Source organism: Paenibacillus sp. CCS19 (genome assembly GCF_033239625.1).
In the GTDB taxonomy this organism is placed as follows: domain Bacteria; phylum Bacillota; class Bacilli; order Paenibacillales; family Paenibacillaceae; genus Paenibacillus_T.
Map to the genome: position 1 here is coordinate 50,234 of NZ_BTCK01000016.1, position 12,748 is coordinate 62,981.

The following is a 12,748-nucleotide window of genomic DNA, read 5'->3' on the forward strand; positions in this document are numbered from 1 at the left end:
GCGCCACACGACGCTTATCTCCAATTTTCAATTATTTTCATCAAAAATCGATCCTTAGACGTCTGTCGCTCGTCCTCATTCTGCTTTATAATCAGGTTGATTACAGACGAGGAGAGAACACAATGGACATCTTGCTTACCGTTATTCTATTACTTAACCATCTATTGACCGGCACAAGCGAACAAAGCACTGCCGCCAATACCGTCGTCAAAGCGGTCACTCATACGAAGACCGAAGGTCAGACGACAACTCCTAGCAGCACCGCTGGAGCCAGCGGAGACAAGACCGATCAGCCGTCCAACGTGTTCGTCAAGAAGGATCCTCAGCCCGATGCACCTAAAGTAAAGGGAATCTATGTAACCGCTCACAGTGCAGGCGGTTCGCGGATGAGCAAGCTGCTAGATTTGCTGGATCGCACCGAATTGAACAGTATGGTTATTGATGTTAAGGATGACAACGGGTATATTACCTATCCAACCGACAATCAAGAGCTGCTCAAGCTCGGAACTTCGCAGAAGTACATCAAAGACATTAAAGCAACCATGGCTTTACTTGAACAGCACAAGGTGTATCCGATCGCGCGAGTCGTCGTGTTCAAGGATACCGTTCTCGCCCGCAAACATCCGGAATTGTCGTATCGCAAGTCAGACGGCACCGTATGGGAGAACGGCAAAGGCGACAGCTTCGTCAACCCTTATCGCCGCGAGGTGTGGGACTATAACGTTGCGATTGCCAAGGAAGCCGCAAAGCTTGGCTTCAAGGAAATCCAATTCGACTATGTACGTTTCCCGGAAGGCTTCGAGAAGAAAGAAGCTTCGCTTAAGTTCGATAAGACGGACGAGAAACGAACAGACGTCATCGCTGACTTCGTCCAATATGCGCGCGAGCAGCTGGAGCCGCTTGGCGTCCGCGTCTCCGTTGATATTTTCGGCTATGCAGCATCCGTTCCAGCCGCAGAAGGGATCGGTCAAGATTTCGTGAAGATCTCGAAACAGGTCAACGTGATAAGCCCGATGGTTTATCCGAGCCACTATAGCACAGGCTGGTTCAAAGTCAAAGAACCGGACATGGATCCTTACGCGACAATTAAAGGCGCTATGGAAGATACGCATAAGAAGCTGCAGCCGCTTGGCTCTTATACCCCTGCTATCCGGCCTTGGATTCAAGACTTTACCGCTAGCTGGCTGGGCAAAGGGCATTACATCAAATACGGCAAGGTCCAAGTCGATGCGCAGCTGAAGGCGCTGAAGGATACGAATATCGAGGAATACCTGCTCTGGAATGCGAACAACAACTATACAGGAGATGCGAACTTCTAAGCCTACCGCTATTATTCGATTCCTTATAACCTAATGACGAGAGCCCGCGGACGATCCCATCCGCGGGCTCTTTGTTTGTCTCGCCTTGCGAGGCTTGATAAATCATTTGTGTACACGAATTAAATAGTATACAATGTAATTGGATAAAATGTAATTGAGGAGGAGTATAAACATGCTGTCTACCGGCACGAAAGCGCCCCTATTTGAAGCTGATAGTACGCAAGGAACGATCAATCTCGCGCAATATATCGGCAAACAGCCCATCGTGCTGATCTTCTACCCGATGGATGAGACACCTGGCTGCACGAAGCAGCTGTGCGCAGTACGCGACTCGCGCGGACTCTATGCACGCCATAACGCCATCGTACTTGGCGTTAATCCAGCTTCCCTCGAACATCATCGTCAATTCGCCGAGAAGCATAACTATGACTTCCCTCTCGTTGTAGATGCTGGCGGCGAGATCCGCAAATCATATGGCGTAGGCAAGTTTCTTGGCCTTATTGCGCAGCAGCGTGTCGTCTTCATCATTGATCAAGAGGGCAAGATCGTCTTCGCAGAGAAAGGCCTCCGCCCGACGGAAGAGATCCTGGGCGTTCTTCAATCGCTCTCATCAAGCGCTCAATAAATGACGGCCAACATGCAACAAAGAGCCTTATGCTTGCCCATCGTCCGCTAAGGACAATGTGCAGTGCATAAGGCTCTCTTGTTTGTTATTGGTTTATTGCGACAGGCGAAGTGCCAGATCGTACAGATCCATGTTGAACGATTTCTTCGTGCTGACGACCAGATCGATATCCGTAGCGACAAGCTCGCCTTTAATGATCCCGCACGATTTGGCCGAATCGCCTTCGATCAGCTTACGAACCGCGAAGTCGCCTAGACGGCTTGCAAGAATACGGTCGTTATGCGTTGGCGTACCGCCGCGTTGAATGTGGCCCAGTACCGTAACGCGAGGTTCGATGCCATTGCTCTTCGTAATGGCTTCAGCGATATCATCGCCCTTCGCAGCACCTTCCGCAACAACGATAATACTGTGGCGTTTGCCAGCGCGGAAGTTATCAGCCATCCGGTTCGAAACTTCCTCCAGATTGAATGGAACCTCTGGCACGAGAATCGTCTCAGCACCACTTGCGAGACCCGCGTACAGCGCAATATCGCCGCAGTGGCGGCCCATGACTTCAACGATCGACGAACGTTCATGCGAAGTCATCGTATCGCGCAGCTTGTTGATTGCATCGACAACGATGCTAACAGCCGTATCGAAGCCGATCGTGAAATCCGTGAACGGAATATCGTTGTCAATCGTTCCCGGCAGACCCATTGTCTTAATGCCGAGCTTGCTCAGTTTGTTCGCACCTTGGTACGAACCGTCGCCGCCGATAACGACGAGACCGTCGATACCGCGCTCACGGAGAATTTCAGCACCGCGCTGTTGACCTTCAGCTGTCATAAACTCTTTACAACGAGCCGTCTGGAGCACCGTACCTCCGCGTTGAATAATATCGCCTACGCTGCGCAGATCCATCGGACGCAGGTCATTGTTCAGCAGGCCTTGATACCCGCGCTGAACGCCATATACATCGATTCCATGGAAAATCGCGCTTCGCACAACGGCACGCACTGCGGCGTTCATCCCTTGCGAATCGCCTCCACTCGTAAGGACGGCAATCGATTTAACAGCTGACATATTCGTCTCCCCCTATCAACTATGCTTGTCTTGTTCGAATCCAAATACTATTCATATAAAAAAACAATCGGGTCCAAGGACTGTTCCGCATGAGCTTACGCGCAACGAGCCTCACATCCCGTTGATTTCTAACCTTAGGATCGGACAGGTAAAGCGCCAGCAGCCCTTCGATAATCAGGCGATGAAAGCCGGCATCCGGCAGTCGTCCCACGTCCTCACGCGCGCGTTCCACGATAAGGATAATACGGGACAGCAGCGTCTCCTGGTCCGGATAATACGTACAGAAATTCAAGTCGCCGCCATGTCGGTCTTCCTCTTGATCGATCAAATAATCGAGCATAATGTGAAGTCCGCATACATGGGGGAAATAACTATTGCGAATGAGCCGCGCATCCTCTGGCAGCAAGTCTTTCATTGAGGCAGCGAGAAACAGCATGAACATGCCGAGCGTCGATCCCGTTGCCGCAGCGAATTCGTTCCACTGCAGTTGCGGACTGAGATTGCCATTGCGATCCCGCCAAGCGATAAGTTCATCTTCACGAAGATCAATGCGAATATGCTTATAGACTTGCAGATCAACATACAAACCGACGAGCTCCGTTACATAAGGCTGCACGCATGCATAGGAAGGCAACTGTCTAATCGCCTGCTGGCATGTTCGTACAAGCGCTGTCAAATAACCGCCATCCTCACGCTCAGCGCGATTCGCATAATAGTCGCGAATGGGTCCGCTCGGATCAATCGCATCCAGCATCGACTGATGCAGCAGACGGAAGTCGTCCGGGTCCAGCGAAGTACTGCGGTCACACAAGTTATCCAAATAATCGCTGATCGTCTGAAGCGCAACGATTAAGGCAATCAGAGTCGGTCGATAGGCAGCACTTGCAGCTGCGTAGATGGCGCCGCCCTCGCAATGAAACTGCTTCGTTGCTATACTTGCAAGCGCCTGCTCCCGCAGCTCCTGATCGGGTATGGCCGCTGCATGCCGCTTCCAGCCTGCAAGCTCCTTCCGAACGTCGGGCAGCACATACTTGTACACTTGAAACATCATTCGAAGCGCGCCGCCTGGCTTGGCAGCACGTTTGCTAGTTGCCGGCATGTCCTTGCTTGGCGCCCCCTTTATTCCGATCCGTCAGGAATGACGCCGCGATTCAATCTCTTGATTGATGCGGTACCAAATATGTAAATCGTTAATCCGGCTGGCGAGCTCGGCAATATCGTAATTAAGCGTACAGCTGATTTCGAAATCGTCTTCATCGAACAGCTGGGCTTGCCGGATTTGAATTTGCTGCTCGAGTGCGATTATGCGGTCAGGAATCGTACCTCTTATCGTCTCCCATTGTTCGACGATACGCATCCGCTCCGACTCCGCATAATAGTCCCAGTCGTAGTCGAGAATCGGCAGCGAGATGCCGAGACGATTATTCCAAACAAATCGGTAATTCTCCATCTCCTGCAATCCTCCGCCCTCAATTTTATCATTTTGGATGACATAAATCTAGCCTTGCGCCTTTCATAGACAATCCCCCGTCTCTTCGCTTGCTGTGGTATACTGAGGGACGAATATAAGATCCAACTCGCAGACTCCAAGGAGTGAGCCCTTCAACATGACCTTAACATCATCTTCGCCGCAGCAAGCCGGCATACGGCCCAGCTCAGCCGCGAAGGAAACGACCGCACTGCGGTCATTCACATTCGCAGCTTATGCAACGCAGGCGCTAGTCGTCTCGTATTTTCCACTCTATTTTCTAGACCATGGCTTCTCCAGTCAGCAGATCGGCATTATTTATTCGACCGGCCCGTTCATCTCCATCTTCGCGAATCTGCTAATGGGGATGGCGAGCGATAAATATCGTACGATCAAGAAGCTGCTGCATATTCTGCTGTTCGGACAGCTAGTCATGGTATCGCTGCTGTTCCCGATCGATACTTTCGCATTAACGTGCGTCGTGATGATCTGCTTCTATTTCTTCCAGACGCCGATCAATCCGCTCAGCGACAGCCTGTTTCTATTATCCAGCACTTATACCGGTACTCCTTATGCATTAATTCGAATCTTCGGTTCACTGGGCTTCGCCGTTTCGGCCTATTTGTTCGGATTAATATTAAAGATGACCAGTTCAGAATATACGCTTCCGCTAGCCATAGCAACGATAAGCATCACACTTGTGCTAACGTTTCTATTGCGGGACTATCAAGGCTCGATGCGCAAAATGGAATTTTCCGGCTTCTTCAAGCTGCTGCGCAAGCCCAATGTTGTTGCCTTCTTCACGATTCTGCTCGTTATCTCGACCGCGCATCGGATGTACGAAGGCTTTCTAGCCGTTACGCTGCGCCAGATGGGCGCGTCGGATTCGCTCGTTGGCCTAGCATGGATGTTCTCCGCCTTCAGCGAGATTCCAATCTTCTTCCTGCTGGGTAAGTACGGTCATAAGTTCAAGGAGCTCCCGCTCCTGTTCCTTGCAAGCCTCCTGTACGGTATCCGTCTACTGCTAGTCGCAGAGATGTCGGAGCCTTGGATGGTCGTCATAACGCAGTTGATGCACAGCATTACATTCGGCATCTTCTTCTCCACCGCCCTGCGGTATATTACTCAGTTGATCCCCGATCAGTACCGATCCTCGGGTCAAGCGGTGTTCGCAATCGTGTGGAACGGCATATCGGGCGTACTGAGCGGCCTGTTCGGCGGCATCATCTATGGCATGTTCGGCCGCGAAACGTTCTTCCTGATCGCAGCAGGGTTAGCGGGACTTGCAGCGATCGGCTTCATTGCGAAGCATTACGTCGAATCTCGAAATTCCGTTTAAGGCAGCTATAGGATACCAAAAAGGGTAGTTTCCAGGTCGCTTAGGCGACTTGAAAACTACCTTTAAGTAATGATTGCTTAGAAGCCCTGCTTAATCAGCCATTCCGCACAAAGCGGCATCCACGTGCTCGCCGATGGCTCCCACTCTGCCAATCCTATGCCATGACCATGGCGCTCATATACATGAAGCTCGAACGGCACCTTATTCCGGCGTAGAGCTGTCGCGAACATCATCGCATTCTCTACAGGAACCAGATCATCCTCCATCGTATGCCAGATGAACGTTGGCGGCGTCTCCGGTGTCACCTGCAGTTCATTAGACATCAGCTCGATGTCAGCTTCTGATGGGTTCTCCCCTAGAAGGTTGCGGCGCGATCCATCGTGACGGAATTCCCCCATCGAGATGACCGGATAACAGACTACTGCAGCATCCGGACGACTCGATGCACGATCTACCGGATCGCTGGCATCCGCTTGACCATGGTCAAAATGCGTTGCAGCAGACGATGCAAGGTGGCCGCCCGCCGAGAAGCCAAGAATGCCGATATGTTCCGGATCGATATTCCATTCCTTCGCCCGCAAGCGAACGAGACGAATCGCACGTTGTGCATCGGACAGCGGAACCGGATGCTTGTATGGTGCAAATCGATAGCGGAGTACGAATGCCGAGAAGCCAAGCTCGTTCAGACGTTTCGCAACAGGCTCTCCTTCATGGTCAGCAAGAAATTCATATCCGCCGCCAGGACAAACAATGACAGCACCTCGCGGACGGTCGGAATCAATCAGGTATGGTGTCAATGTCGGCTGATCGATGTCTTGATTGCCTTGTGCATAAGGCGCGCCCTCAGGCCATAAGTAAATCGTATTGCTCATCGGATATGTACACTCCTTCATAACGCGAATAGTACTAGTTTACACCTGACTGTCCACGAATTCTACCCATCTAAAACCATAGCCTCTGCAGGTGACGTGACAGCTTCTCTCGAGCTATAAGGTGCAAGAGGTGTCACTGTTTCTAATGAACAAAACATCGCGCATATACATAAAAAGCCCCCTGCTTGGCAGGGAGCCTCTTGTTCGTGCTAGGGCATCTATTATAAGAAGCTTTGATCTTATAATTTAATGACGTTAGCTGCTTGTGGACCGCGGTTACCGTCGGTGATGTCGAATTCTACTGCTTGGCCTTCGTCGAGGGTTTTGAAACCGTCGCCCGTGATAGCGGAGAAGTGAACGAATACGTCTTCACCGTTCTCAACTTGGATGAAGCCATAGCCTTTTTCTGCGTTAAACCACTTAACTGTTCCTTTCAATTGAACAACCTCCTAAACTTAATCGCCGTATACGACGAATAAACCCATTATACATGTACCGATGTTAAAATGCAATTAAACATTGATGACCAACATTTTGGACGAGTTCGGGATGAATGGAAGCAGCGATTCTTCTATGCTTGGCGCGGCTCCCGTACTGCAAATGGCCGCCAGCAAGCTGTCCATATGCGGATACGGTTCCCACCGAAGCGACAGCAGCGGATAGATCCGCACCTGCCCGCCAGGGCGACATACCCGAATCATATCGAGCACAGCACGCTCATGGAATGAGGAATCGAATTGATCTGCATACAGGAATAAGAAATGACTGCACAATACGAGATCAAACGATTGGTTAGCGTAGGGCAGCTCCGGCAAAGCCCCAGCAGCATATCGCTCTGACGCATCCGACGCTGAGAAATCCGCGGCGAACCGATGGAACGATTCCAGTCGCCCGGCCCGATGTTGATCGATATTGCCGTAATAGCTCCAATCGAAACGATGTGCGAGCGAGCGCAGCTTCTCGGTTGACGTCTCGATCTCAGCTCTTGCATCAGCCAGCACAATCTCCGGCGCGTAAGCGTACCGAGGATCAACTGCCATTGCAGGGATACCTTTGCTATTGCATTCTGCTGTAAATGACGAAGCGCCTCCCGCAATATCGAGAATTCGCTTGCCTTCCAATTGATCAGGCAAATCGAACATGCGCTTGTACTCCTCAAAGCCTCTGCACGTTGCCGCTACACCGATCTGTTCATACACATCTTGTTGATTCATACTCATCTCTTCTCGTCTCCTCTAACTTCTACTGTCCAGCGCCGGACGATCAAGCCGCCGCACGTAATCTGGATAGCTAATTTTACCATTACATTAGATTGATTTCCACCCATAACTTTGGCTATGATGAATGCAAACCTGTGAGAGGGGTCAAGCACCCATGATTAAGAAACATCAGATTTATAAGACCGATAAATACAACATGCTGACGGTTGAAGTGCAAGGCAAAACGTTAGTCGTTCGCGAAATTTCCGATCAATGGGGCGAAGAATGCCATATCTTCGTCAGCCGTCCTGAGATGCTCCACTGGGCAGAAAATCGGTTCCGCGCCGAAGAATTCGCTGGACGCGAAGAAGAGCGCGAAGCGATTATGGCTGCATTCAAAGAAGTGTAACGATATAACCCGCCGTCAAGGAAGGAATTCCCTCATTTGGCGGCGAACATATCGGATACAGCCGATGCATACAAGTGAGTGTTCTAAAGTACGAGATCATGCGCAGACTTTTTGAACTACCTCTACATGTCACTACGAGAGGATCCGATTTGAACGATGAACACTGAAGCATCCCTTATTTTCATCATCGCGGCTTTCGTGCTTGGCGGCGTTATTCTCATGTACCGCAATTCATTATCTGCACCGCTCCGCCGGCCGCTCGCCATTACGGCAATCGTGTTTATTTTGTTTGCTTTCTTCCTCATTGTGTACAGTTTGACCACGATGGGCAGTTAACCGAAGCGAACGCATACAGTATGGATAGGAAGCTCGCTCTGACGGAATACTAGCGGCAAACTATGCCGTGAGGTGAAACCTATTGAGATGGCTTCCCGCTCTACTGTCTGTGCTGCTGCCAGCAACACTAATTGGCGGCTCAGCTCCGCAAGCCAAGGCTGGAGCATCCTATGAAATGCCGCAACAAGCTGCATCCGGGCTGTTATGGAGGCCTTATTCTCAAATTAGGAGGAATACGATGACAAGCGTACCGAAGCGTGCCGAAACTGCTGTTGAATCCCGTTGGAAACTGGAGGATCTGTTCTCCGATCAGCCAGCTTGGGACCGTGAATATGCACTTGCGAAGGAGCAAATCGGCAAGCTAGCTGGATTTGAGGGCAAGCTCGCTGATCCTGCCCAGCTGAAAGCCTGCTTCGAGCTCGAAGATGAGCTGTCGCTGCATGTAGAACGCCTCTATGTTTATGCGAACATGAAGCATCACGAAGATACGGCAGAGCCCGCTTTCCAGTCCCTGTCCGAGAAATCGAAGAAGCTGAGCGTTGAATCCGGCGAAGCAATGTCCTACATTACGCCAGAGGTGCTGAGCCTGACTGACGAAGAGCTGGATGCACTCATCAACAATCCGGACCTTGCGATCTATCGCAAAACGCTCGAAGAGATGCGCCGGCAGAAGGCACATATTTTGTCCAAAACAGAAGAAGCGCTGCTCGCTCAAGTCGGCAACATCAGCCAATCGGCGAATACGATCTACAGCATGCTGAACAACGCTGATCTGAAGTTCCCGAAAGTCAAGAACGAGGAAGGCGAAGAAATCGAGCTGACGCAAGGCCGCTACATTCAATTCCTCGAGAGCAAAGACCGCGAGGTGCGCAAGAACGCATTCAAAGCGATGTACGATACATACGGCAAGCTTCGCAACACGATTGGGGCAACGCTGAACGCGAACGTTTCGAAGAACGTGTTCTACTCCCGTGCACGCAAATATCCTTCCGTACTGGAAATGTCGCTGTTCGGCGATAACATTCCGAAGGAAGTGTACACGAACCTGATCGACACGATCCATAAACATCTGCCGCTCATGTATCGCTACATGGAGCTTCGCAAGAAGCTGCTCGGCGTTGACGAGCTGCATATGTACGATCTGTTCGCTCCGCTCGTTGACGAGTTCAAGCTCGACATTACGTATGAGCAAGCAAAGGCTACCGTTAAGGAAAGCTTGCAGCCGCTTGGCAGCGACTACCTGAACGTCCTGCAGGATGGCTTCGACAACGGCTGGATCGATGTCTACGAGAACGAAGGCAAGCGTAATGGTGCATACAGCTGGGGTGCATACGGCACTCACCCATACGTTCTGCTCAACCATAAAGACAACTTGAACAGCATGTTCACGCTCACGCATGAGATGGGCCATGCTCTTCACTCCTACTACTCGGACAACACGCAGAATTACCGCGACGCGCAGTACACGATCTTCCTCGCAGAGGTTGCATCTACGCTGAACGAAGCGCTGCTGATGGACTATCTGCTCAAGAAGTCGACGGATCCGAAGGAGAAAATGTACCTGCTCACGTACTATGCGGACCAATTCCGTACGACCGTATTCCGCCAGACGATGTTCGCCGAGTTCGAGAAAATCGTTCACGAGCGTACGGAAGCAGGCGAATCCCTGACGCCAGCCGATCTGTCCAAAATCTACTATGACCTGAACGTGCTCTACTATGGCGGCGGCATGGTCGTAGACAAGGACATCGAGATCGAATGGGCGCGTATTCCGCACTTCTATACGAGCTTCTACGTGTACAAATACGCAACCGGCTTCTCGGCTGCAACGAGCTTCGCGAAGCAAATTCTCGACGAAGGCCAGCCGGCCGTCGAGCGTTACCTCGGCTTCCTGAAGAGCGGCGGCAGCGACTACTCGATCAACATCCTGAAGCGTGCTGGCGTTGACATGTCGACGCCTGAGCCAATCGAACAAGCGATGGCGGTGTTTGAGGACTTGATCGGTCAAATGGAGCAGTTGACCAAATAATCCCGTCGTCGGGATCAATAACGAAAGCCCGAGCCAGTTAATGGCTCGGGCTTTTTGTTGATCATGCTCAGGCTGAGCAAATTCTATACGCTCGGTTTGAGAGGAATCGTTATGGTCTGGTTATAGGTTTTGATGTAATCGAATCCATCCAGAAGCAAGCTCTCTGGCTTCGCATCCGTCTTAAAGGTAAACGTCTGCTCCCACATGATGTTGCCGTTCTTCAAATCCCATGGACGCGCCTGCGATATCGCTGCTGCAGGAACCTTAGCACCGCCAGCTTGTACGGCTATCGTGTCGTAATCAAGCATCGTAAATTGTTTTCTTGCTATGACGATGTCGTAACCATTTGTCGTTTTCGTAACACTACGAATCCACAGCTTCTCAGTGCCGATTCGAATGGAACGATCGGAAGGCGAAGCAAGCGAGATAGGCTGATCTACCTTCTGGTACCCGCTGAAATCGTCGAGTACGATTTGCATGGAGTCTACTTTCTCTGTCGGCAGCACTTCGAATTCCAATTCAAATCCGGGCTTATCTCCTTTTTTGGTCGACCTCCCACCTCGAAAACCTAACTCTACTCCATTGACGTAAAGCTTCGTTTTACCCATAAATCTAGGTAACTCGCCAGTGTCCAACTCGTAATGTCCCTTGATAATCGTTGATGTTGGCGATGCCGTAATAGAATCATAGCAGACGTTGCCTTGATCGACTGGAACGGATGCCGTCAGCTTCTCTTTAATGATGCTGTTCATTGCTTTATTCGCGTCATATTTAAAGCTAATCGGATACGTTAGCCGTTCCTTATCCTTCCACTCGCTAAAGGTAACTGTTAATGTCCTGGAGAATGGGCTTACCGGCTCGAATTTCGACATGCCTTCGAATCGGGTCTTGTCTTCACTATAGTCTCCCGATCCTTCTTTCACAAATGAGTCACTTCGAAAACTGTGCAGATAGTCTAAGCCAAAACGATTATTTTCATCCACATTGAACACGGAGCCCTCAGGAAGATCAATGGTATAGTACACCAACAATGCATTCTCGTCCGCAATGACCCCTTCAACGGTAATGACCGTGCCGTCATCCAACGTTTTGCTTTTGCCCACCTTCTGACCATATCCTTGCTCCATCACATCCGAGAAGCTAAGCGAAGATAGCTCGATACTGCTCAGCAGCTTACCTCCGTAATAGGCAAACGCAGGATATTGATACGATCCGGCGAGCAGTACAACTGCCGCAGCTATTGCTGCAGCCAACGCCACCGCTCTAGGTTTACGTCTCTTCTTGACAGGAGCTTGCTGAAGCGCTTGACGAAGCCTGCTCTCAAGTTCTGGCGGGGCCTGAATGGTATTCATGTTCTGCTTGTGCTCCTGCAGCTTCTCCTCGATCGTTCTCATAACGATCACCTCCGATCACGGCTTTAAGTTTCTGAATGCCTTGGGAAATTCTCGATTTGATGGTGCCAAGCGGCGAGTCGGTCATCTCGGCAATCGTCTGATAAGGTAGATCATGTACGTAACGCAGCTCGATGGCTTCCCGCTGCCGCGCGTTAAGATGGGAGAGAAGCTCTTCCATGTCCATCTCGGACTCTGTATTCCTGTAAGGGTTTGCGTCTGTTAATGCAGCAAGAGTTGGTTCGTGCTCGTCGTCCCCAAATGGTAGAAATCGTTCCCTGCTGCGCAGCATTGCCTTGCAGCGATTAACCAGAATCGTTTTGCTCCAGCTATAGAAAGACTCTCTATTGTTTAATTGATCCAGCTTCTCATACAGCTTAACGATCATGTCCTCCATTGCATCCATCGCGTCATGTTCATTTCCCATGTAGCTGTATGCCAGACGATAATAAGCGTCCTGTTGAGCCATGATCAGCTGTAATAATGCATCCTTGTTGCCTCGTTGAGCTTGTTTGACAAGACGACTTATGTTCATGTTCTCCCCCTCTTCATAGATAAGAGATCTCAGAGGTCAATAAAGTTCATTATGTACAAAAAAAACTCCGCAGCCAATATCAAAGGGAATGGATTCATCCCTGATAGGCTGCGGAGCATATGACGATGATATTCTTAGAAGCCTTCTTAACTAGTTAACCGATC

Annotated in this window: 14 protein-coding genes; 6 read left to right on the forward strand and 8 right to left on the reverse strand. The window is 50.5% G+C overall.

Annotated features, from left to right (window positions below; genetic code table 11):
- Positions 1-122: 122 nt before the first annotated feature.
- A complete protein-coding gene (locus SBI19_RS13160; protein WP_317968824.1) occupies positions 123-1,319 on the forward strand; it encodes a putative glycoside hydrolase in 1,197 nt (398 codons plus the stop codon).
- Between the two features lie 172 nt (positions 1,320-1,491).
- The gene (locus SBI19_RS13165; protein ID WP_317968826.1) at positions 1,492-1,944 is read left to right on the forward strand and encodes a peroxiredoxin; all 453 of its coding nucleotides are present in this window, start codon (positions 1,492-1,494) and stop codon (positions 1,942-1,944) included.
- A gap of 93 nt (positions 1,945-2,037) precedes the next feature.
- Here SBI19_RS13165 and pfkA read toward each other — a convergent pair whose 3' ends face one another.
- From pfkA to SBI19_RS13180, 3 genes are read right to left on the reverse strand one after another with little or no spacing between them, the layout of a single operon-like run.
- Positions 2,038-3,006, reverse strand: coding sequence for a 6-phosphofructokinase (pfkA, locus tag SBI19_RS13170; protein ID WP_317968828.1), 969 nt, complete (start codon positions 3,004-3,006; stop codon positions 2,038-2,040).
- 19 nt (positions 3,007-3,025) lie between these two features.
- Positions 3,026-4,105, reverse strand: coding sequence for a tetraprenyl-beta-curcumene synthase family protein (locus tag SBI19_RS13175; RefSeq protein WP_317968830.1), 1,080 nt, complete (start codon positions 4,103-4,105; stop codon positions 3,026-3,028).
- A 33-nt stretch (positions 4,106-4,138) separates the two neighbouring features.
- The gene (locus tag SBI19_RS13180) at positions 4,139-4,456 is read right to left on the reverse strand and encodes a hypothetical protein (protein ID WP_317968832.1); all 318 of its coding nucleotides are present in this window, start codon (positions 4,454-4,456) and stop codon (positions 4,139-4,141) included.
- Between the two features lie 157 nt (positions 4,457-4,613).
- Here SBI19_RS13180 and SBI19_RS13185 point away from each other — a divergent pair, with 157 nt between their 5' ends.
- Positions 4,614-5,813 carry an MFS transporter gene (locus tag SBI19_RS13185; RefSeq protein ID WP_317968834.1) on the forward strand — a complete coding sequence of 400 codons (1,200 nt, stop codon included), beginning with the start codon at positions 4,614-4,616 and terminating at the stop codon, positions 5,811-5,813.
- Between the two features lie 77 nt (positions 5,814-5,890).
- Here the strand turns inward: SBI19_RS13185 and SBI19_RS13190 are convergent, their stop codons facing one another.
- From SBI19_RS13190 to SBI19_RS13200, 3 genes are all read right to left on the reverse strand, one after another.
- The gene (locus SBI19_RS13190) at positions 5,891-6,685 is read right to left on the reverse strand and encodes an alpha/beta hydrolase (RefSeq protein ID WP_317968836.1); all 795 of its coding nucleotides are present in this window, start codon (positions 6,683-6,685) and stop codon (positions 5,891-5,893) included.
- 239 nt (positions 6,686-6,924) lie between these two features.
- The gene (locus SBI19_RS13195; RefSeq protein WP_110045060.1) at positions 6,925-7,122 is read right to left on the reverse strand and encodes a cold shock domain-containing protein; all 198 of its coding nucleotides are present in this window, start codon (positions 7,120-7,122) and stop codon (positions 6,925-6,927) included.
- A gap of 75 nt (positions 7,123-7,197) precedes the next feature.
- Complete coding sequence (locus tag SBI19_RS13200; protein ID WP_317968838.1) at positions 7,198-7,905, reverse strand: class I SAM-dependent methyltransferase; 708 nt, start codon at positions 7,903-7,905, stop codon at positions 7,198-7,200.
- A 154-nt stretch (positions 7,906-8,059) separates the two neighbouring features.
- On the opposite strand from SBI19_RS13200, the gene SBI19_RS13205 reads away from it, so the two are divergent.
- The 3 genes from SBI19_RS13205 to pepF all read left to right on the forward strand — a co-directional run bounded on the left by SBI19_RS13205 (position 8,060) and on the right by pepF (position 10,658).
- Positions 8,060-8,293 (forward strand): hypothetical protein, encoded by a 234-nt coding sequence (locus SBI19_RS13205; RefSeq protein ID WP_317968840.1) that lies wholly within the window; start codon positions 8,060-8,062, stop codon positions 8,291-8,293.
- Between the two features lie 156 nt (positions 8,294-8,449).
- Complete coding sequence (locus SBI19_RS13210) at positions 8,450-8,629, forward strand: hypothetical protein (RefSeq protein ID WP_317968842.1); 180 nt, start codon at positions 8,450-8,452, stop codon at positions 8,627-8,629.
- A 238-nt stretch (positions 8,630-8,867) separates the two neighbouring features.
- A complete protein-coding gene (pepF, locus tag SBI19_RS13215) occupies positions 8,868-10,658 on the forward strand; it encodes an oligoendopeptidase F (protein ID WP_317968844.1) in 1,791 nt (596 codons plus the stop codon).
- 83 nt (positions 10,659-10,741) lie between these two features.
- Here pepF and SBI19_RS13220 read toward each other — a convergent pair whose 3' ends face one another.
- Together SBI19_RS13220 and SBI19_RS13225 are read right to left on the reverse strand one after the other, a co-directional pair.
- Positions 10,742-12,052 (reverse strand): DUF4179 domain-containing protein, encoded by a 1,311-nt coding sequence (locus SBI19_RS13220; RefSeq protein WP_317968846.1) that lies wholly within the window; start codon positions 12,050-12,052, stop codon positions 10,742-10,744.
- On the reverse strand, positions 11,979-12,584 hold the full coding sequence (locus SBI19_RS13225) for a sigma-70 family RNA polymerase sigma factor (protein WP_317968848.1): 606 nt from the start codon (positions 12,582-12,584) through the stop codon (positions 11,979-11,981). The genes SBI19_RS13220 and SBI19_RS13225 overlap by 74 nt, the downstream gene beginning before the upstream one ends.
- Positions 12,585-12,748: the final 164 nt, after the last annotated feature.

What these genes read in the sequence shown, in the direction of transcription:
- SBI19_RS13160 (WP_317968824.1), top strand. Translation starts at nt 123, where the DNA reads ATGGACATCTTGCTTACCGTTATTCTATTACTTAACCATCTATTGACC.
- SBI19_RS13165 (WP_317968826.1), top strand. Translation starts at nt 1,492, where the DNA reads ATGCTGTCTACCGGCACGAAAGCGCCCCTATTTGAAGCTGATAGTACG.
- SBI19_RS13180 (WP_317968832.1), bottom strand. Translation starts at nt 4,456, where the DNA reads ATGGAGAATTACCGATTTGTTTGGAATAATCGTCTCGGCATCTCGCTG.
- pepF (WP_317968844.1), top strand. Translation starts at nt 8,868, where the DNA reads ATGACAAGCGTACCGAAGCGTGCCGAAACTGCTGTTGAATCCCGTTGG.
- SBI19_RS13175 (WP_317968830.1), bottom strand. Translation starts at nt 4,105, where the DNA reads ATGCCGGCAACTAGCAAACGTGCTGCCAAGCCAGGCGGCGCGCTTCGA.
- SBI19_RS13220 (WP_317968846.1), bottom strand. Translation starts at nt 12,052, where the DNA reads ATGAGAACGATCGAGGAGAAGCTGCAGGAGCACAAGCAGAACATGAAT.
- SBI19_RS13190 (WP_317968836.1), bottom strand. Translation starts at nt 6,685, where the DNA reads ATGAGCAATACGATTTACTTATGGCCTGAGGGCGCGCCTTATGCACAA.
- SBI19_RS13185 (WP_317968834.1), top strand. Translation starts at nt 4,614, where the DNA reads ATGACCTTAACATCATCTTCGCCGCAGCAAGCCGGCATACGGCCCAGC.
- SBI19_RS13205 (WP_317968840.1), top strand. Translation starts at nt 8,060, where the DNA reads ATGATTAAGAAACATCAGATTTATAAGACCGATAAATACAACATGCTG.
- SBI19_RS13200 (WP_317968838.1), bottom strand. Translation starts at nt 7,905, where the DNA reads ATGAGTATGAATCAACAAGATGTGTATGAACAGATCGGTGTAGCGGCA.
- pfkA (WP_317968828.1), bottom strand. Translation starts at nt 3,006, where the DNA reads ATGTCAGCTGTTAAATCGATTGCCGTCCTTACGAGTGGAGGCGATTCG.
- SBI19_RS13210 (WP_317968842.1), top strand. Translation starts at nt 8,450, where the DNA reads ATGAACACTGAAGCATCCCTTATTTTCATCATCGCGGCTTTCGTGCTT.
- SBI19_RS13225 (WP_317968848.1), bottom strand. Translation starts at nt 12,584, where the DNA reads ATGAACATAAGTCGTCTTGTCAAACAAGCTCAACGAGGCAACAAGGAT.